We start from the raw sequence: 18,995 nt of genomic DNA, 5'->3' as shown, positions 1-18,995 counted from the left end.
GCGCGCTCCACTCGATGATTCACGGCTTAAACGAGACACGGTCGTTGCAACTCCCAAAAATGCTGGGTGTTGCAACGACCGTTAGAACCCAAGCCAGTTCGGCGGGCCCACCCGTTTCTGCCTTGGCTCGCCGTTCCTCCCCGCCCCACGGGTGCGGCGCCGCTCACGCCGGTTCCGGGCCCCGGAACTAGGCTGGAGTCATGTCTGAACTTGTGCCCGCACGCGAGCCGAAACGCAAGCTGGCGCTGAAGCCCTACGCCCGCGCCGTCGCCCAGGTGCTGCGCGTCAGCTTCCGGGCCTCACCGGCGGCCGTCATCATGAAGGTCCTTGGCTCGCTGATCTCGGCACTGCTGCCGCTGGTCACAACCTACTTTGCCGCCCTGACCACCACGGCCCTTGCCGCCGCCTACGCCGGCAACGCCGAGGCGGGCAGGCAGGCCATCATCTACGTCATCATCACCGCGGTCCTCGGGCTCTTCTGGGGATCGTTCAGCAGCGTGGACCGCTACATCCAGCAGCTCATGAGCTTCCGGGTCGGCGCGATCGTCGGCGACCTCATGTACGAGCGCTTCCTGAGCCTGGACTTCTGGCGCTACGACGACAAGGAGACGGTAGACCTCTACGACCGGGCCAAACGCTTCTCCGATTCCTACTCCCGGGTCCTGGACCGGATCGCGGCGATCTTCACCCAGCTCGTGTCCGTGATCCTGGCCATCGGCGCGCTGCTGCTGGTCAGCTGGTGGATCGCCGTGATCGTCCTCGTCGCGATCATCCCCAGCGTCTACCTGCAGTTCAAGCTCTCGCGCGAACAAATCGCGCACTGGAACACGCAGGTCGATTCGCGGCGGCAGCGCAGGATGATCGAAACCAACCTCCTGCGCCCGCAGCATATTGCCGAGATGCGGCTCTACGGGATCGTCGGCTACCTGATGGGCCTGCGCTCCAGGCTCCGGGACGCCGACGAAAAGCGCCGGCTGGACTTCCAGAAACGCTACATCCCCAAACAACTCGCGGCCGATGCGTTGCAGTACGGCGCCGAAGTGGTCTCCCTGATCTGGGTTGTCGGCCAGATCATCGCCCGGGCCCAGCCGGTGGGGCAGTTCCTCTACGTCCAGCAGATCGTCAGCCGGGCGCTGTCCACGGCCAACAACCTCGTGTCCTCGCTCAGCTCGATCGACGAGGACCTGGCCAACCTCAAGGACTACGAGCTGTTCATGGCCCTGCCCGTGAACGCCGGCCACGCCCCGCCCCTATTGCAGGCGCCGAGGACCGTGGAACTGCGGGACATCCGCTTCACCTACACCGGCAGCGACCTGGAGGTCATCCGCGGCATCTCCCTGACCATCCGGCAGGGCCAGCACATTGCGATCGTGGGGGAGAACGGCGCCGGAAAGTCGACACTGATCCGCATCCTGGCCGGCCTTTACCGGCCCGACTCGGGGCAGGTGCTGCTCGACGGCGTCGACCTCGCCGCCGTCGACGTGACCAGCTGGCACCGCCACCTGGCCGTCCTCAGCCAGGAGTTCCTCAAATATGAGTTCGCCACGGCGGCGGAGAACATCTTTTTCGGCGACGTCGACTCGGCCCGCGACGACGGGCGGATCCGGCGGTCCGCGGCGGACGCCGAGGCCCTCGAATTCATCAACAAGCTGCCCAACGGCCTGGACAACCACGTCAGCAACTGGATGGAGGATCCGCGCGGGCGGAAGGGGTCCGGCCTCTCCGGCGGGCAGTGGCAGAGGCTGGCGATGGCACGGAACTTCTACCGCAGCGCGTCGTTCATGGTGATGGACGAGCCGACGTCGGCCATCGACGCGCTGGCCGAGCACCGGATCTTCACGCGGCTTTTCGCCGACCGCGGCAGCACCATCATCGCCATCAGCCACCGCCTTGCCACGATCGAAAAGGCTGACGTCGTCTACATGCTCGAGGACGGCCGGATCGTGGAACAAGGCACACACCGGGAGCTCGTGGCGCTGCGGGGCCGGTATTTCCGGATGTTCGAATCCCAACTGAGCGTTCCGGAGTCGGAGGAGATCAGCGGGGAGTGACGGGATCGCCTTCCACAGTGCTGCGGACCGGGAGGCTGTTCCGTTCTGCGCCGAACCACGGGCGCGGGTAAGACCGCGCGCTGGGATAACCTAGAGCAGTGACTTACGAGATTGAGATTGGCCGAGGCAAGCGTGGGCGCCGTGCCTACTCCCTGGACGACATTGCGATCGTCCCCAACCGACGCACCCGTGACCCCAAGGACGTCTCCGTCTCCTGGCAGATCGACGCCTACAAGTTCGACATGCCGGTCATCGCTGCGCCCATGGACTCGGCCATGTCGCCCGAAACCGTCATCGCCCTGGGCCGCCTCGGCGGACTCGGAGTCCTCGACCTCGAGGGCCTGTGGACGCGGTACGAGGACCCGCAACCGGTGCTCGACGAGATCGCGGGGCTCGCGGACGAGACCAGCAGCCCCGCCGTCACCCGGCGCATGCAGGAGCTTTACCAGGCGCCGATCCAGCCCGAGCTGATCACGTCCCGGCTCGCCGAGATCCGCGCCGCCGGAGTCACCGTAGCCGGCTCACTGACCCCGCAGCGCACGCAGGAGCACTACAAGACCGTGGTGGCCGCCGGCGTCGACATCTTCGTCATCCGCGGAACCACCGTCTCGGCCGAGCACGTCTCCAAAGACCACGAGCCGCTGAACCTCAAGCAGTTCATTTACGAACTCGACGTCCCCGTGATCGTCGGCGGGGCCGCCGGCTACACGCCGGCCCTGCACCTGATGCGCACCGGCGCCGCGGGCGTCCTGGTCGGCTTCGGCGGGGGAGCCACCACCACCACCCGCCGTGCCCTCGGCATCCATTCGCCGATGGCCTCCGCGATCTCCGACGTCGCGGCCGCCCGCCGGGATTACATGGATGAATCCGGCGGACGCTACGTGCATGTCATCGCCGACGGCGGCATGGGCAGCTCCGGTGACATCGTCAAGTCCATCGCCATGGGCGCCGACGCCGTCATGCTGGGCAGCGCCCTGGCCCGGTCCGAGGAAGCGCCCGGCCGAGGCTGGCACTGGGGCCAGGAGGCCCACCACCTCGAACTGCCCCGCGGCGACAGGGTAAACGTCGGAACCGTGGGTCCGCTCGAGGAGGTTCTGTTCGGGCCGGGCCACCACACCAACGGCACCTCCAATTTGATCGGTGCGCTGCGCCGTTCGATGGCAACCACCGGCTACTCGGACCTGAAGGAATTCCAGCGCGTCGACGTCGTCGTCTCGCCTTACGCCTGAAACTGAGCGCTCCGCCGGCGGGGGAATGGCCCCTGCCCATCGGGAGGACTTGGACGTAGTCTGGTGCCCTACGAGGTTCGATCCGGATGGAGGCGTGACATGAACAGTATTCCCGGCGGTTCTCCCGCGACCGGAGGTGCCCTGGGCCCTGCGGAGCGCGAAGCTTCCATTGCCTTCCTGAAGGGCACCGCGGACCCGGGCAAGGAACTCGACATCCTGATCGTGGGCGGAGGAATCGTCGGCGCCGGCGCCGCCCTGGACGCCATCACCCGCGGGCTGAGTGTCGGCATCGTCGAAGCGAACGACTGGGCAGCGGGCACCTCGTCACGGTCCTCCAAGCTCATCCACGGCGGCCTGCGCTACCTGGAGATGCTGGACTTCGCCCTGGTCAAGGAGGCGCTGCACGAGCGCGGGCTCATCCTCTCCGTCCTTGCCCCGCATCTGGCCCGGCCCGTGCCGTTCCTCTACCCGCTCACCAAGCGTGTGCTTGAGCGCCCCTACGTCGGCGCCGGGATCGCGCTCTACGACGTCATGTCCATTACCGGCGGGCACAGCCGCGGCGTGCCGTTCCACAAGCACCTGAGCCGCCGCGGAACCCTGCGGGCGGCGCCGAGCCTGAAGAACGACGCCTTCGTGGGGTCCATCCGGTATTACGACGGCCAGGTGGACGACGCGAAGTACGTGGCCAACCTCGTGCGGACTGCGGCGCACTACGGCGCGCATGCCGTCAGCCAGTTGGCGGTTGTTGACTTCGTGCGCGAAGGCGAGCGGGTGGTCGGCGCCAAGGTGGTCAACCACGAGGACGGCTCGAGCTTCAAGATCCGTGCCAAGCAGGTCATCAACGCCACGGGCGTCTGGACCGACGAGACCCAGGCCATGGTGACGGACCGCGGGCAGCTCAAGGTGCGCGCCTCTAAGGGCATCCACCTCGTGGTGCCCCGCGACAGGATCCAGTCCACGGTGGGGCTGATCCTGCGGACTGAGAAATCCGTGTTGTTTGTGATCCCCTGGGGCCGGCACTGGATCATCGGGACCACGGACACCGACTGGCACCTTGATAAGGCGCATCCGGCGGCCTCCAGCAAGGACATCGACTACCTGCTGGAACATGTGAACAAGGTCCTCAAACGGCCGCTCACCCGGGAAGACGTCGAGGGCGTCTATGCGGGACTGCGCCCGCTCCTGGCCGGGGAGAGCGACTCCACCGCCAAGCTCTCGCGGGAACACGTGGTGGCCCACCCCGTGCCGGGACTCGTGGTGGTGGCCGGCGGGAAATGGACCACCTACCGGGTCATGGCCAAAGACGCCGTCGACGAGGCAACGCGCAGCATGGACGAGCGCGTCCCGCCGAGCTGCACGGAGTCCATCCCGCTCCTCGGGGCCAGCGGTTTCAGGGCCGCGTGGAACCAGCGGAACCGGATGGCGGAGGAGACCGGCGTCCACGTGGCCCGGATCGAACACCTGCTCAACCGGTACGGCGCCATGGCCTCCGAAGTGCTGGCCCCCATCGCCGGCAACCCGGAACTTGCCGAGCCGCTGCCCGGTGCGGACGACTATCTCGGCGCCGAGGCCGTCTACGCGGCCACGCATGAAGGAGCCCGCCACGTCCAGGACGTCCTGACCCGCCGCACCCGGATTTCGATTGAGGCGTGGGACCGGGGTGTGTCCGCCGCTCCGGTAGTGGCTAAACTAATCGGAGACGTTCTCGGCTGGAGTGATGCGCAGCGCGAGAGCGAAGTCAAGCATTATCTGGCCCGGGTCGATGCCGAGCGCCTGAGCCAGGAGCAGCCGGACGACGAATCCGCCGACGCCGCGCGGCTGGGCGTGGAGGACATCGTCCCGCTGCGCTGAGACCCAGCCCGGCCGGCAGCGGTGACCACCATGGGGTCATTGGACTGCCGGCCGGCGGGCACCGACGCCACTTCGAAGGGACTACTCTTGGCGGAACCACTGGACCGGTACGACGCCGAGCTCACTACGCCCGAGATGGTGATCCTCGAAATGGACGCCGCAGACAAGCTCGACGCCACGTCCCAGCTCGCGGAGCGCATGCACGCGGCTGGGCGGATCTCCGACCTGGAGGGCTTCCTCAAACAGGTCAATGCCCGGGAACACCAGCTCGCCACCGGCCTGCCCGGCGGGGTGGGGCTCCCGCACGCCCGCAGCGAACTGGTCTCCCAGACCTCCATCGCGGTCGGCATCACAAAGTACGGCCGGGCGCTGGACTTCGGCGCCGCCGACGGCCCCGCCACTGTGATTCTGCTCATCGCCACCCCGGCGAGTTCCTTTTCCGACCACCTTGAAGTGCTCGCGACGCTGGCACGCTCCCTGTCGAAGGAATCCTTCCGCGAGTCCCTCCGACGGGCCTACGACGCCGAAGTGATCGCCGAACTCATCAACTCCAGCCTGGTGTTCTTCGACCACTAAGGATTGGGGCAGGCCCTTTCGTGTCGACTTCGTCGCCACGCAGGGACCCTGCTGCCCCACTCTAGGGCCGTTTCGCTGTTCTACAGGGGGACGAAGTACGGTTAAGAGGTGTTGAAAACTGCCCTCAAACCCCGCTGGATCGCAGGACTGGTGTTCGCGATCGCCATCTCCGGGGTCTTTGTGCTGCTGAGCCAGTGGCAGTTCGGCCGCTCCACCCAGGTGGAAGCCCCCGTCCCCACGGCAACCGAGGACGTGCGCCCGCTCACCTCGGTCCTGCAACCCGGGAATTTCTTCCCCGGATCGGTGGCGGACCAGATGGTCTCCGCCACCGGGAGGTACGACCCCCAAAAGCAGGTCCTCGTCGCGGACCGCCTGAATGACGGGGCGAAGGGCTACTGGATCGTCTCGGCCTTCGCTGTGACGGATGCTCCCGTCCTGAAGGGCAGCGGGGCCACGCCTCAAACCTGGATTCCGGTCGCCCGCGGCTGGGTCGCGGATCCCGCGGACGCCGCGGCGCCGCCGTCCGGAACCATCAAGCTGACGGGGCGCCTGCTGCCGTCCGAGTCCCCGGTGGGACACACCGACCCGGGGGCCGGCCGCGCCAGCGCCGTCTCGGTCGCCGAGCTTATCAACGACTGGAACGTCAGCAGCTACCCGGGCTTCGTCGCGGCGAAGACCGAACTCGTCGGCGGAACGGACGTCGGGGCGGAATCCGCCGGCGGCCCCGTCAAACCGCTCCGGATCGGTCCCCAGCCGCCTGCGCAACAGGTCAACTGGCTGAACCTGTTTTATTCCGTGGAATGGGTGGTCTTTGCCGGCTTCGCGTTGTTCATCTGGTGGCGGCTGGTGAAAGACGACTACCGTCGGGACCTCGAAGACGCCCACGACGAGGAGATGGCGCGCCAAGACCCCGCCACACCCGAAGGGGACCACGGGGCGGGACAGCCGGCCACCGAAGACTCCACCGCCGAAGTGCCAGCCGAAGCCCCGACCGCGGAAACGCAACTACCAGCCCCGTATCCCACAGACCCGAGAGTGCAATCATGATCGAGCCCCAGCCCGCCATCCAGCCGAAGTCGACCAACGGCACGGGCGCAGCCGGCAAGAAGCGCCGCTTCGGCGGCACCGAGGCCCAAATCCGGTCCGCCCTGAAGTTTTACAAGGTTCTCGCCTACCTGACAGGTTCCATGCTGCTGCTGCTGTGCGCGGAACTGGTCGCCCGGTACGGGTTCGGGCAGTACCTCTTCGCCGGCGGCACCGACGCCGTCACCGGCCAGCCGTTCGGGCTGGGCTTCGCCGACGCAGAACCCGCCGGGGTGATCGGCGGGGTGAACCTCTCGGTCACTGTCCTGATTGTGCACGGCTGGATGTACGTCGTGTACCTGATTTCCAACTTCCGGCTCTGGTCGCTCATGCGCTGGCCGTTCACCAAGCTGGTGGTCATGGCCCTCGGCGGCGTCGTGCCGTTCCTGTCCTTCTTCGTGGAGAAGAAGTTCCACGCAGAGGTTGAGGCCGAACTCGCGGCAAACCCGCAGGCCCCCCAGCGCTACTGAGCAGCACACCCGCGCGTGCTGCCGGCGGGCCCGCCGTGTCGGGCGGCGGCGGGCACCGCGGCAGCCGCCGTCGTGCGTGTGAGTTCGCTTACCCGGGCCGGAATTCGGGCCCCGGGAGGCTTCTCAATGTGCGGGCGGGCAGGGGCACAAAGTAGGCTAGTGGGGTGACTACTCCCACTGCATCCCAGACGTCCCACAGGCCGGTCCTGGTTGTTGACTACGGTGCCCAGTACGCGCAGCTGATTGCCCGCCGCGTCCGGGAAGCGAATGTGTATTCGGAAGTGGTTCCGCATACCTTCAGCACCGAGCAGCTGCTGGCCAAGAACCCCTCAGCGATCATCCTCTCCGGCGGCCCCGCCAGCGTCTACGCCGAGGGCGCCCCGAACGTGGGCGCGGACCTCTTCGAGGCCGGCGTCCCGGTCTTCGGCATCTGCTATGGCTTCCAGGCCATGGCGAACGCCCTCGGCGGCAAGGTGGCACGCACCGGCCTGCGCGAGTACGGTGCCACCGAGACCACCACCATGGGCGAGGGCCGGTCCATCCTGGCCGGCATGCCGCAGCACCAGAGCACGTGGATGAGCCACGGAGACTCCGTCCACGAGGCCCCCGAAGGCTTCGAGGTCCTCGCGACGACGGCGGGCGCCGAGGTCGCCGCCTTCGCCAACGAGGACAAGCGCCTCTACGGCGTCCAGTGGCACCCCGAAGTCAAGCACTCGGCCTACGGCCAGGAAGTCCTGGAGAACTTCTTGTTCAAGGGCGCCAGGCTGGAACCGAACTGGACCACCGGCAACATCCTGGAGGAACAGGTCCAGCGCATCCGCGAGCAGATCGGCGACTCCCGGGTCATCTGCGGCCTGTCCGGCGGCGTCGACTCGGCCGTGGCGGCCGCCCTGGTCCAGCGCGCTGTCGGCGACCAGCTGACCTGTGTCTTCGTTGACCACGGCCTGCTGCGCGAGGGCGAAGCCGAGCAGGTCGAACGCGACTTCGTGGCAGCCACCGGCGTGAAGCTCTATGTCGCCAACGAGCAGGAGCGTTTCCTGAGCGCCCTGGCCGGCGTCAGCGATCCCGAGACCAAGCGCAAGATCATCGGCCGCGAGTTCATCCGTGCCTTCGAAGAAGCCGAACTGGCGATCATCGCCGAGGCAGCGGCGCATGGTGAAAAGATCAAGTTCCTGGTCCAGGGCACCCTGTACCCCGACGTCGTCGAATCCGGCGGCGGCGAAGGTGCGGCCAACATCAAGAGCCACCACAACGTGGGCGGACTGCCCGAGGACCTGCAGTTTGAGCTCGTGGAACCGCTGCGTGCCCTGTTCAAGGACGAAGTCCGCGCCGTCGGCGCCCAGCTCGGCCTTCCGCAGGAAATCGTCGGACGCCAGCCCTTCCCGGGGCCGGGCCTCGGCATCCGGATTGTCGGCGACATCACCAAGGAACGCCTGGACCTGCTCCGGAAAGCCGATGCCATCGCCCGCGCCGAACTGACCGCAGCCGGACTGGACAACGAAGTCTGGCAGATGCCAGTTGTGCTGCTGGCGGACGTCCGCAGCGTTGGCGTCCAGGGCGACGGCCGCACCTACGGACACCCGATCGTGCTCCGTCCCGTCTCCTCCGAGGACGCCATGACCGCAGACTGGTCCAGGCTGCCCTACGACCTCCTGGCCCGGATTTCCAACCGGATCACGAACGAAGTGGACGACGTCAACCGCGTGGTGCTGGACGTGACCAGCAAGCCGCCGGGAACCATCGAGTGGGAATAGCAGTGTGAATGGCCGGCCTTTAGGGGCCGGCCATTTCCTTTTGTTTCTGGCAATTCCGCTTGAATTTCCGCCGCCCCAGTGTTGCGGCCCCGCACCGGCGGGTGATTCGGGCTACCCTCGGAAGCATGCCGGTATGGTCCAAGACGTCCCGCGCGGGCCAGGGAACAGCGAGCACCCTCAGCGCGGCCATGGAAAACGCGGAGGCAGCAGATGAGCGTTGACACGACGAACGCACTAACGTCGAGCCCGCCGCGGTACGGGGCGGGGCAGCATGGCGCGGAGCATGACGGCATAGAGCATGACAGCGCAGGGATTTACAGCACAGAGCAGTCGAGTACAGAAAAGAAGGCAGCAGTGTCAGTTGGTCAAGGCCACCCCGAGGGCTCCGAGGAGTTCAGGAAATGGCTGTCGGGACTCAAGCCCGTCACCGGTGCAGATACGATGCTGCGCTTCACCAAGACGCCCGAAGGCTCGATCGACCTGACCACGGCCCATCCGTCGGGACTTGCCCAGCTGATGGCGGGACGGCGCACCCGGCTCTCCACCCTGATCCGCGACCGCCAGCAGTACGTCATCGCGGCCAGGGCCTCACGCAACCTGCGCTCCAAGATCTTCGAACTCGCCAACGACCGGGGCATCGATGCGGGCTATTTTTCCGCCGGCACGGTCGTGTGGACCTCCGCCGTCGGAGGAAAACCGCAACGCATCTCGGCTCCGGTCATGCTCGCGGCCATCTCTCTCACGGTGCGCCCCGGCGAGGACGACTACGAACTTCAGCTCACCGAGCAGGCGCAGATCAACCCCGCCCTGGTCCGCCATCTGAAGTCGGTCCACGGGATCGTCTTTGATGTCAACGCGGTGACCCGCATGGCGTACAGCACAGCCCGCTACGACCCCCAGCCCGTCCTGGACCGCCTTGGCACCCTGGTCCAGCCGATCCACGGCGCCGAGATCGAGCACAACCTCCTCGTCTCCACGTTCGCGGACCTCTCCGGGAACCTGGATGATCCGTGGATCAACCAGAACAACCCCGTTATCACCGCGCTGGCACGGGCCGGCTCCGGTGAACGGGTCGACGTGCCCACGCTCGAGCCCGGCCGGTTCCCCAGCACGGATGAGCGGGACCCTGCCGAGGAGCTTTTGCTTCTCGACGCCGACACGGACCAGCAGTACGTCGTTGACGCTGTCCGGGCCGGCGACTCGCTGGTGGTCAGCAGCCCGCCGGGCACCGGACAGACCCAGACCGCACTCAACACGATCGGCGCCCTCGTGGACGAGGGCAAGACCGTCCTGGTCGTCGGCGACCGGCGGGCCGGCCTCGCTGAGATCTCCACACAGCTGGAGAGCCTCGGGCTCGAATCCATGCTCTTCCAACTCACCGGCAACGCCAGCCCGGTGCAGCTCAAGGGCCAGCTGGTCCGGGCGATCGTCCGCAACGAGAAGTCACTCCAGCCGCAGCTGAGCAACCTGTACGGCACGTTGACCGGGCACCGGCACGCCCTGATGGATCATGTCGCCTCGCTCCACAATGTCCGGGAGCGGTGGGGTTGTTCCCCCTACCAGGCCATGCAGTCGCTGGCCGAGCTGACCTCCATCCAGCCTGCGCCGGCCACGACCATCCGGCTCAAGCGCAGCGTGCTGGACAACATCCGGGACCGCGAGGAACTCGCGGAACGTCTCCGCCGCGCCGCCGAGCTCGGCAGCTTCAGCCGCGCCTCGACCACCAGCCCCTGGCACGGGGCACGGCTGCAGACCCGCAAGGAGACCCAGGAGGCGCAGGCGGTGGCCCGCTCGGTCGCCGAGAAGCTGCCGCTGCTGCGCGGCCGCATGGACGAAGTGGCCGAACACGCCGAGATCCGCCTCGGCGGTACGTTCGCCGAATGGGGCGCGCAGATCGACCTTCTCGTGGCCGTCCGGGAAAGCCTGGACAAATTCACCCCCGACATCTTCGACCGGCCCGTCCACGACCTGATCTCAGCGACCGCGTCCTCCGCCTGGCGCCGGGAACGCGGAATTGAGATGCCGTCCATGCAGCGGTCCCGGCTGCGCCGGGTGGCCAAGGAATACGTCCGGCCCGGCGTGCACATCACCGATCTGCACAGCTCCCTGGTGCTCGTCCAGGAGCAGCGCACCGCCTGGTCCGGCTACGCCACCACGCAGCGGCACCCCGCTGTTCCGTCCGGGCTGGCCGAGATCAGTGGTCTCTACCGGCAGCTTGAGGCGGAACTGGCCGAACTGGGCCAGGCGGTGCGGCACACCGCGGCGGGCGGCGACCTGGACCGTGCGCCCTACCCCGAACTCCTGACCCGGGTGCAGCTGCTCGTCGCCGACACGGCAACCCTCGAAACCCTGCCGGAGCGCACCCTGCTGGTCGAAAACATGCGCGAGCACGGCCTGGGCGAGCTGCTCGCCGACCTCGCCGCGCGTGAAGTCCCCGAGGGCTCTGTCGCCGCCGAACTCGAGCTCGCCTGGTGGCAGTCCGCCCTGGAAGCCATGATCAGCGGCGATGACTACCTGGCCATGTCCGACGGTGACGCCCTGCGCCAGCTGGAAGCGGAGTACCGGCTCGCGGACAATGCCCACATCGCCAGCGGCGCCGCCCGGCTGCGGTGGAACCTGTCCGAACGCTGGCGCTCGGCCATTGAGGCGTACCCGCGCCAGGCCGAGCTGCTGCGCAGCCTCCTGAAGGACGGCAGGGTGACCCTCTCGGCACTGAGCGGCCAAGCCCAAGAGCTGCTGCCCACGCTGGTGCCCGTGTGGTCCGTCAGCCCGTACCTCATGACGGGGCTCCTGCCGATCGAGCAGACCTTCGACGCCGTCGTGATCCTCGACGCCGAAACGACGTCGCTGCAGGCAGTCCTCCCGGCCATCGCCCGGGCCCGGCAGGTCATCGCCTTCGGCGATGAACAGATCGCGAGCCCCAGGACCTTTACCGTGGGCGTCGAACGGCTCGCCGCGGGGGAGAGCTCGTACCAGAGCGTTGAGAGCGCCTTCCGGGCACTGGCCTCCGTGCTCCCCGTGTGGAACCTCCGGACCGTGTACCGCGCGGTCGATGAAGACCTGGTCCGCCAGCTCAGCAAGGGATACTACCGCGGGGAACTCGCGCGGCTGCCGGAAGGACAATCTGCCACGGGCCTTGACCGGACGCTGACCGTGGAGTACCTCCCCGACGGCACCGGACTGCCCAGCGCCGACCACGACGGGGTTGAATCGGTTGTCGCCGAGGTTAACCGGGCGGTGGAACTCGTCTTCGAGCACGCCCGGCTCCGGCCACGGACCTCGCTGGCCGTGGTGACCGGCAGCCTTCGCCACGCCGCCCGGATCGGCGAGGCCATCCGCGCACAGCTGCCCAACTACCCGATGCTCAGCGGCTTCTTCACGGCAGGGGAAGAGTCCTTCCGCGTGGTGGATCTGGAACGGGCCCAGGGCCTGGTCCGCGACCACGTCATATTCTCCCCCGGATATGGCCGCACGCCGCACGGACGCACGCTCCACAACCTCGGCCCGCTCTCTGCCGAGGGGGGACGCGCCAAATTCGCGCTGGCAATGACCCGCGCACGCCGATCCCTCCACGTGCTGAGCTGCTTCCGCCCCGACGACCTCGACGTCAGCCGCCTCAGCCACGGCGCCGTGGACTTCTACGAGCTGCTGAACCGGGAGATCGCAGGCCATTCCGATCTCGGCAGCCCCGCCTCCCGTGCCGCCGCCAGTGAGCAGGCGCTCGGCGCTGATCCGCTCGTGGCAGATCTGGGCGACCGGCTCCGGGCCCGCGGGGCACGCGTCTGGCACCAGTACGACGGCGTCCTCAACATGGTGGCCGCCGCCGACCCCATGACCACCATCGGCCAGGACGATGCGGAAATACCCCGTCCGGTCGCGATCGAGTCCGACGGCACAAGCCACTACCGGCGGATGAGCGTCCGGGAACGGAGCAGGCTCCGGCCGCAGCTCCTGGAACGGCTCGGCTGGCGCTACATGCCGCTGTGGACCATCGAGGTCTTCACCGACCCGTCGGCCTGCGCCGACCGGATTGGCGGCTACCTCGGGCTGGAGAAACCTGCGACTTCCAGCCGGCTCCGGCAATCGCAAGGGTTCTTCGACGACGACATCGAGCACCTGGCGGTCAACGACTCGGCGGCCGGGCGCAGCGGCGTCTTTTCAGGGCACACGCCGCCGGAGCAACGACACTCGGGCCGAGAGTCCCCGGTCCTGCAGTCTGCAGGGCAGGACGTCCCCGCGCAGGAGTCCCCGGAGGACCTATCTGGGCAGCTGGCCCCGACGGATGCGGCGCGGCCTGCAGGGTTGCACGAGGACACGCCCCAGTCCGAATCCGGGCACCGGAGGGAACTAGAATCAGGTATGACAGGCAGGGAGGGGGCCGGCAGCATGAGTGCGGACGGCGACATCCAGAAGAACTCCGGCAGCCAGGACTCCGGCGCGCAGGACGGTGGCGCCCCCGCGCCGGCCGAGGAGTCAACCGGCGAGGGAGCGGACCAGGAGCCCAAGGGCCGGGAGCCGAAGGAAAGGTCACGTCGCGCAGCGACACCGCCGGGCGCCGCCGCAGGCGTGCTGCCAAACAAGGCAGCCGAGGACGACCCGCGGCGCTGGGGCGACCAGCCGGACAATTACGACCACGACGCCTGGCTCCAGGAGCAGAAGCCTCCGCACTGGGGCTGAGGCTGGCCGCGCTGGTCTGAAAGATACCCACGGCAGCGGCCTCACAGCGGAAAGCTTCCCGGCCTGTTGGGCCGGAGCGCGGAAGGACCCGCAGAGCGACGGCCACCGGCTTGAGGGCTGCCGGGAGTTACCCGGGCGGTGCAGCCACCAGCACGAAGAAGAGTTTGCCCTGGGTGGATGCGCCGGCCAACCGGCGCGCCTGATCGGCTGCGGCAGCCACCACGATCAGTCCGTCGGTGTCCGCGCCCGCCAGCCACGTCCCTGCCTTTCCGCCCTGCACGGACGTCCACAGCACCGGCACGGCTTCGGCGAGGATCTGGCTCTCGCCGGGTTTTTCAAGGCCATTGCCGCTGGTGAGCACGACGTTGACGAGTTGTCCCGGGGAGACCAGTTGGACGGACGCGGGATCGGCCATCCTTAGTGGCACGGCTACGGAGCCGGGCGGGCTGCCCGCGAGCAGGCCCGGGCCAAGCACCTGGGCATCTGTGACGAGCTGGCCCTTCCGCAGGGGTGCGGCCAGTTGTTTGCCCTCGTACGCTTTCTCGCTATCCGGGCTGCCGGCCGGCACCAGTCCGGGCGGCACGCCGATCCTGCTGAGGTCGCCGGGGGCCACGGTCTTTCCGGCGGGAAGATCAGCCGCCGCCGCGAAAGCAATGATGGAATCGGCAGGCGCAGGAGTCAACTGCTGAACGGTGACGCCGGCGGCGGTGCACAATAAGAGTGCCGCGATAAGCCGCCGGTGCCGGTTCAACCATCCGCTCACCCGGCGCCGCGACAGCGGGCCACGCGGCAGGCGACCTCGCGACTGGCGACCGCGCGACTGGCGACCGCGCGACAGCCGCTGTGGGTGCGGGCCGCGGAGGCCGGTCCGGCGCTGAGCGGAGCTGCTGGCGGCCGAAATCCTGGTGCGGAGAGGGCCTTGGTGGCGGACCCCGCGGGCTGGGCGGCAGTGGCCCTTTGCGCGCGTTGGCGGCGACAGGGATGAAGTCCGGGAGAAAGAGCGGAGGGGTAAAACCGGGAAAGCCGGGCTTACGAAAAGTGACATGCCGCCACGGTACGCAGTGGCCCACGCCGCGGGCAGATGCGCTACCGCCTATGTGGATAACGCCAAGCGGGCACAATCACGGGGGACAGGCAGTCGGTGCCCGATGTGCCGGCAGACCCCCGCGAAGGGAATTCCCCGCGACCCAGCACGCTGTGAGGCGCCGCCGAGTCGATCAGAGCCGCCGAGTCGATCCGGGCGGACCACCGACTACACGGAAGCGGGCTACCGCGGGGGAGGGCTAGCTGGCGGCAGCGGCGGCGGGCGCCGGCGCCGCGGGAGCGGCAGGGGCCGGGGAAACGGTGCTGCCCTTAGTATCGCGCGAGTCGGTCCGGTAGAAGCCGGAGCCCTTGAACACTACGCCGACGCTGTTGAACTTCTTGCGCAGGGTGCCCTGGCACTCCGGGCATGACGTCAGGGAGCTGTCGCTGAACGACTGCACGATCTCGAAGGAGTGGCTGCAGTCCTTGCAGGCGTATGCATACGTGGGCATTGGAAATCCTCACTCTGGGGCAAACGAGCAGGTCCCGTGCTGTCTGGTCGGAACTCCGGCCGATACATTTCTCGGCGGTGTCCGTCCCTTAGCAGTCGCAGGGCCTGAGTGCCAATTCTATCACCATTGCCGGACCCCCTTCTCAGCGGAGCCGGACGATCCCACCCGGTGTCAGAGCTACGTCGACCTTCCGGTCGAACGACTCGGCGGGAATGCTGCCCGCCGGAAGCACCTCTGTGTCATAAACGACGGCGGCAGTCGGCGGCGTCCCGGCGTCGGATGCCCGGCCGGACGGGCCGCTCAGGCCAGCCAGTGTGGCTAGGAATTTGTCGTAGTAGCCGCCGCCCTGGCCGATGCGGTTGCCCGAAAAATCAACGGCGGTGGCCGGCAGGAAGATTGCGTCGGCGTCAAGCATCACGGCAGTGCCGTGACGCTCTCCGACCGGTTCCTGGATGGGGGCGAACCTGCTGCGGGCATATCCGGACTCCGGCGTCCAGTACACCCAGCTCAGTTCGAGACCGGGTTCGCAAACCGGAAGCAGTACCCGGTGCCCGGCAGCCTCCAGCGCAGACAAAAGAGGCAGTGTGGGCGGTTCCGCGTCCACCCCGAGGTACGCCGCAAAGGTGCCCCGGCCGCCGTCGGCCATGCCGGAAGCCCACCCGAGCCCGTGCCTGGCGATGCCTGCAGCGGCGGCGTCGACTGCGGCCCCCGGCAGGGCGGCCCGCCTGGCCCTGTGGCTGGAGCGTATTTCGTCCTTTGACATCATCCTGGCCCGTCCTCTGCCGCTAAAGTCCCTGCAGCACCGGTTCGTGGGCTGCAGGACCGCGCGAATAATTACGCAATGATTGGTCCCTCCGCTAGATTAGTCGAGTGAACACACCGAACGCTTCCGTCCGCAAAGCCGTCATCCCCGCCGCGGGCCTTGGTACCAGGTTCCTTCCGGCCACGAAGGCGATGCCCAAGGAAATGCTGCCTGTCGTTGACAAGCCGGCAATCCAGTATGTCGTTGAAGAAGCCGTGAATGTCGGCCTCAACGACATTTTGATGATCACGGGCCGTAACAAGCGGGCGTTGGAGGACCACTTTGACCGCGTTCCCACGTTGGAGTCCACGCTGAAGGCCAAGGGGGACACGGCCAAGCTCGAGTCCATCCAGGCCGCCAGCAACCTCGGCGACATTCACTACGTCCGCCAAGGCGATCCCATGGGCCTGGGCCACGCGGTCCTCCGCGCCAAGCAGCACGTCGGGCAGGAGCCGTTCGCCGTCCTGCTGGGCGATGACCTCATTGACGCCCGCGATGAACTCCTCAGCACCATGATCGAAGTCCAGGCAAAGACCGGCGGCTCCGTGGTCGCCCTGATCGAGGTGGATCCATCCCAGATCAGCGCCTACGGCTGCGCCGACATCGAAGCACTCGGTGGCGAGGAGTTCGTCCGCATCAAGCAACTCGTGGAGAAGCCGGACGTCGCCGACGCGCCGTCCAACCTCGCCATCATTGGCCGCTACGTGCTGCACCCGGCCGTCTTCGAAGTGCTCGAGCGCACCGCGCCGGGCCGGGGCGGTGAAATCCAGCTGACGGACGCCCTGCAGGAACTCTCGGCAGGGACGGGGGAAGGCTACGGCGTGTACGGCGTCGTTTTCCGCGGCCGCCGCTACGATACCGGCGACAAGCTCAGCTACCTCAAGGCCTGCGTCCAGCTGGCCTGCGACAGCGAGGACCTCGGTCCGGGCCTGCGCGAATGGCTGCCCGGCTTCGCGTCCAGCCTGGCCCCCAGCCTCACCAAGTAACTCCCGTGGGGGGCAGCTTCAACTGGCCGGTGACGCTGGAGAGCGGCGACATCGTGCTCCGCCCGATCCGGTACCGGGACCGGAAGGAGTGGACCGAGCTCCGGTCGCGCAACTGCGAGTGGCTGGCCCCCTGGGAGGCTTCAAACCCCGTTCCGGGCGGCGGGCTGCCGGACTACCGCCAGATGGTGCGGTCGCTGAAGACCCAGGCTGCCCAGGCCACGGCACTGCCCTTCGTGATCGCGGAATGGACTCCCGGCCACCAGGCGCCGGTCATGGTGGGGCAGTTGACCGTTTCCTCGATCGTCTGGGGATCGGCCATGATGGCGACGCTTGGCTACTGGGTCGACAAGGACCGGGCCGGGCGGGGGATTGCCCCGACCGCCGTGGCCATGGCAACGGACTTTTGTTTCGGAACCCTTGGGCTGCACCGCATGGAGATCAACATCAGACCGGAGAACGGGCCCAGCCTGCGCGTGGTGGAAAAACTCGGGTTCCGCGACGAAGGATTCAGGCCTCGTTTCCTGCACATCAACGGCGAATGGGCGGACCACCGCACCTTCGCGCTCACGGCTGAAGAAGTGCCGGAAGGGCTTCTCAAAAGGTGGTTGCGGAGCCGTTCGGTGTAGACCCGTGGTGGCCGCCTGACCAGCCCCTTTGCCCCCACGGCGGCCAATTGCCGCGGCGCGCGCGACACACCCCTGACAATGCGGCTCCGTGCCCCATATACCTCATACGGTTTTGTGTGTGGACTTCCCTCTTAGCAGCTCTGTGATACTTGTCATTGCTGTTGCGCTCTGGATCGTGTGGGTGGCGCCCTACGTTCTCCGGAACGGGCGTCACCAACTGCAGCCTGCAGGCGAATTCCTGGCGGACGTCGTCGACATTGAACCAGCAGACCCACACGCGGGGAAGGTTATGAAAATGGCGGCGCAGCAGGAGAGGCCGATGATCATTACCCAGCACCCGGGGAACGCCGGCAGAGCCGCAGCAACCGGGGCAAGCTCCGAGGGGGCCGCGCCTGTTGAACGGGCGTTCAGGATCCGTTGGAGGCGACTGGCCATTGCCGTTGCCGGTGCTCTTTCACTGCTCACAGGTGTGGTGTCCGCGGTCCTTCGCCTGTTTGGCGTCGGAGCCGGCTGGCTGCCGGTGGCGGCGCTGGCGGGCGGTGTGGTTGCTGTGGCGTTACTCCGCCGCCTCGCTGTCCGCGACCGCAGGCGGAAAATGAATGCCGCCTTCCGTGCGGCCATGGGCAGCCCGGCGCACAACCCTGAACACAACTCCGTGCGTCCGACAGCGCCCGAAGAGCTCCCCTCCCGTCCGGCTGGCCCTCCCGTGGAACGGCCCGAGAGCCCTCTCTTCGACGCCGAGGCGGGCCGGGTCACTCCCGAACCTGCGCCGCAGCCGCTGACCGCATTGGACCTCCGACAGGCCGCCCTGGCAGAAGCGGCAGCCTCGGGGGATACCTCATCGGCCGTGGCGGCCGAAACCGCGGTACCCGCGGAAGGATCCAGCTGGGAGCCCGTGGACGTTCCCAAGCCCACGTATGTCGAAGCGCCGAAGGCCGAACGCGCGGCCCCGCTGCCGCTCGATCTGCCGCAGGCGCCGAAGGCCGCCGGGAAGCCGTCGTTGAAGCAGGCCTCGGCGCGGCCGGCAGCGTCCGATTCCCAAAAGACCGACGATGCCGAGACAAAGCAGCTCAGCAAGGCCCAGAGTGCCTTGAGCAATCTGGACGACGTCCTCCAGCGACGACGGGCCTGACCCTTCCCCCTCCGGAGTATTCGCCCCGGGCAGCCAGCAGTGGCTGCCCGGGGTTTTCATTTCGGGGACGCGTCGCCCCGGGTTGCGCTGCGGTAGCCTCGTGCTGCTGTCAGGCCAAGATCTGGTGCCCGAGGCGCGACACGGCAACGCGACATTCCGGGGCTGGCTGGAAAACATCGCGGATACTTTGTAGCCTAGGGATACCGGCAACGCCGTTCCGTCA

General features: G+C 67.7%; 14 protein-coding genes. 11 read left to right on the top strand and 3 right to left on the bottom strand.

Translation table 11 applies throughout. From position 1 onward, the window contains the following. Nucleotides 1-200: 200 nt before the first annotated feature. From ACFVVK_RS17615 to ACFVVK_RS17580, 8 genes are all read left to right on the top strand, one after another. Nucleotides 201-2,051, top strand: a complete 1,851-nt coding sequence (locus ACFVVK_RS17615) for an ABC transporter ATP-binding protein (RefSeq protein WP_390269784.1) — start codon at nt 201-203, stop codon at nt 2,049-2,051. Nucleotides 2,052-2,149: 98 nt separating this feature from the next. Continuing rightward, nucleotides 2,150-3,280, top strand: coding sequence for a GuaB3 family IMP dehydrogenase-related protein (locus ACFVVK_RS17610; RefSeq protein WP_390269781.1), 1,131 nt, complete (start codon nt 2,150-2,152; stop codon nt 3,278-3,280). 99 nt (nt 3,281-3,379) lie between these two features. After that, nucleotides 3,380-5,131, top strand: a complete 1,752-nt coding sequence (locus ACFVVK_RS17605) for a glycerol-3-phosphate dehydrogenase/oxidase (protein ID WP_390269778.1) — start codon at nt 3,380-3,382, stop codon at nt 5,129-5,131. An 87-nt stretch (nt 5,132-5,218) separates the two neighbouring features. Continuing rightward, nucleotides 5,219-5,707, top strand: a complete 489-nt coding sequence (locus tag ACFVVK_RS17600) for a PTS sugar transporter subunit IIA (protein WP_390269775.1) — start codon at nt 5,219-5,221, stop codon at nt 5,705-5,707. 108 nt (nt 5,708-5,815) lie between these two features. Further along, nucleotides 5,816-6,754: an SURF1 family protein gene (locus tag ACFVVK_RS17595; protein WP_390269772.1), complete on the top strand. Its 939-nt coding sequence runs from the start codon at nt 5,816-5,818 to the stop codon at nt 6,752-6,754. Beyond that, entirely contained in the window at nt 6,751-7,260 is a 510-nt protein-coding gene (locus ACFVVK_RS17590) for a DUF3817 domain-containing protein (protein ID WP_390269769.1), read from the top strand. The genes ACFVVK_RS17595 and ACFVVK_RS17590 overlap by 4 nt, the downstream gene beginning before the upstream one ends. 164 nt (nt 7,261-7,424) lie before the next feature. Continuing rightward, nucleotides 7,425-9,014: a glutamine-hydrolyzing GMP synthase gene (guaA, locus tag ACFVVK_RS17585; RefSeq protein WP_390269767.1), complete on the top strand. Its 1,590-nt coding sequence runs from the start codon at nt 7,425-7,427 to the stop codon at nt 9,012-9,014. A 354-nt stretch (nt 9,015-9,368) separates the two neighbouring features. Further along, nucleotides 9,369-13,691 carry an AAA family ATPase gene (locus tag ACFVVK_RS17580; protein ID WP_390269764.1) on the top strand — a complete coding sequence of 1,441 codons (4,323 nt, stop codon included), beginning with the start codon at nt 9,369-9,371 and terminating at the stop codon, nt 13,689-13,691. 127 nt (nt 13,692-13,818) lie between these two features. Here the strand turns inward: ACFVVK_RS17580 and ACFVVK_RS17575 are convergent, their stop codons facing one another. From ACFVVK_RS17575 to ACFVVK_RS17565, 3 genes are all read right to left on the bottom strand, one after another. After that, the gene (locus ACFVVK_RS17575) at nt 13,819-14,373 is read right to left on the bottom strand and encodes an RcpC/CpaB family pilus assembly protein (protein ID WP_390269761.1); all 555 of its coding nucleotides are present in this window, start codon (nt 14,371-14,373) and stop codon (nt 13,819-13,821) included. Nucleotides 14,374-14,974: 601 nt separating this feature from the next. After that, a complete protein-coding gene (locus ACFVVK_RS17570; RefSeq protein ID WP_390269758.1) occupies nt 14,975-15,226 on the bottom strand; it encodes an FmdB family zinc ribbon protein in 252 nt (83 codons plus the stop codon). Between the two features lie 142 nt (nt 15,227-15,368). Next, on the bottom strand, nt 15,369-15,992 hold the full coding sequence (locus tag ACFVVK_RS17565) for a 5-formyltetrahydrofolate cyclo-ligase (RefSeq protein WP_390269755.1): 624 nt from the start codon (nt 15,990-15,992) through the stop codon (nt 15,369-15,371). A gap of 104 nt (nt 15,993-16,096) precedes the next feature. Between ACFVVK_RS17565 and galU the strand changes: the two genes are divergently transcribed. From galU to ACFVVK_RS17550, 3 genes are all read left to right on the top strand, one after another. After that, nucleotides 16,097-17,014 (top strand): UTP--glucose-1-phosphate uridylyltransferase GalU, encoded by a 918-nt coding sequence (gene galU / locus ACFVVK_RS17560; RefSeq protein WP_390269752.1) that lies wholly within the window; start codon nt 16,097-16,099, stop codon nt 17,012-17,014. A 5-nt stretch (nt 17,015-17,019) separates the two neighbouring features. Continuing rightward, the gene (locus ACFVVK_RS17555; RefSeq protein WP_390269749.1) at nt 17,020-17,640 is read left to right on the top strand and encodes a GNAT family N-acetyltransferase; all 621 of its coding nucleotides are present in this window, start codon (nt 17,020-17,022) and stop codon (nt 17,638-17,640) included. Nucleotides 17,641-17,782: 142 nt separating this feature from the next. Next, nucleotides 17,783-18,772 (top strand): hypothetical protein, encoded by a 990-nt coding sequence (locus ACFVVK_RS17550; RefSeq protein ID WP_390269801.1) that lies wholly within the window; start codon nt 17,783-17,785, stop codon nt 18,770-18,772. The last annotated feature ends 223 nt before the right edge of the window (nt 18,773-18,995 follow it).

It is taken from the genome of Arthrobacter sp. NPDC058192, from assembly GCF_042883665.1.
Taxonomy (GTDB): domain Bacteria; phylum Actinomycetota; class Actinomycetes; order Actinomycetales; family Micrococcaceae; genus Arthrobacter.
This window is presented reverse-complemented; position numbering and strand designations above follow the sequence as displayed.

Excerpts from the sequence above, each read along its gene's own strand:
- ACFVVK_RS17615 (WP_390269784.1), top strand. The coding sequence starts at position 201 with ATGTCTGAACTTGTGCCCGCACGCGAGCCGAAACGCAAGCTGGCGCTG.
- ACFVVK_RS17605 (WP_390269778.1), top strand. The coding sequence starts at position 3,380 with ATGAACAGTATTCCCGGCGGTTCTCCCGCGACCGGAGGTGCCCTGGGC.
- ACFVVK_RS17590 (WP_390269769.1), top strand. The coding sequence starts at position 6,751 with ATGATCGAGCCCCAGCCCGCCATCCAGCCGAAGTCGACCAACGGCACG.
- ACFVVK_RS17570 (WP_390269758.1), bottom strand. The coding sequence starts at position 15,226 with ATGCCCACGTATGCATACGCCTGCAAGGACTGCAGCCACTCCTTCGAG.
- ACFVVK_RS17565 (WP_390269755.1), bottom strand. The coding sequence starts at position 15,992 with ATGATGTCAAAGGACGAAATACGCTCCAGCCACAGGGCCAGGCGGGCC.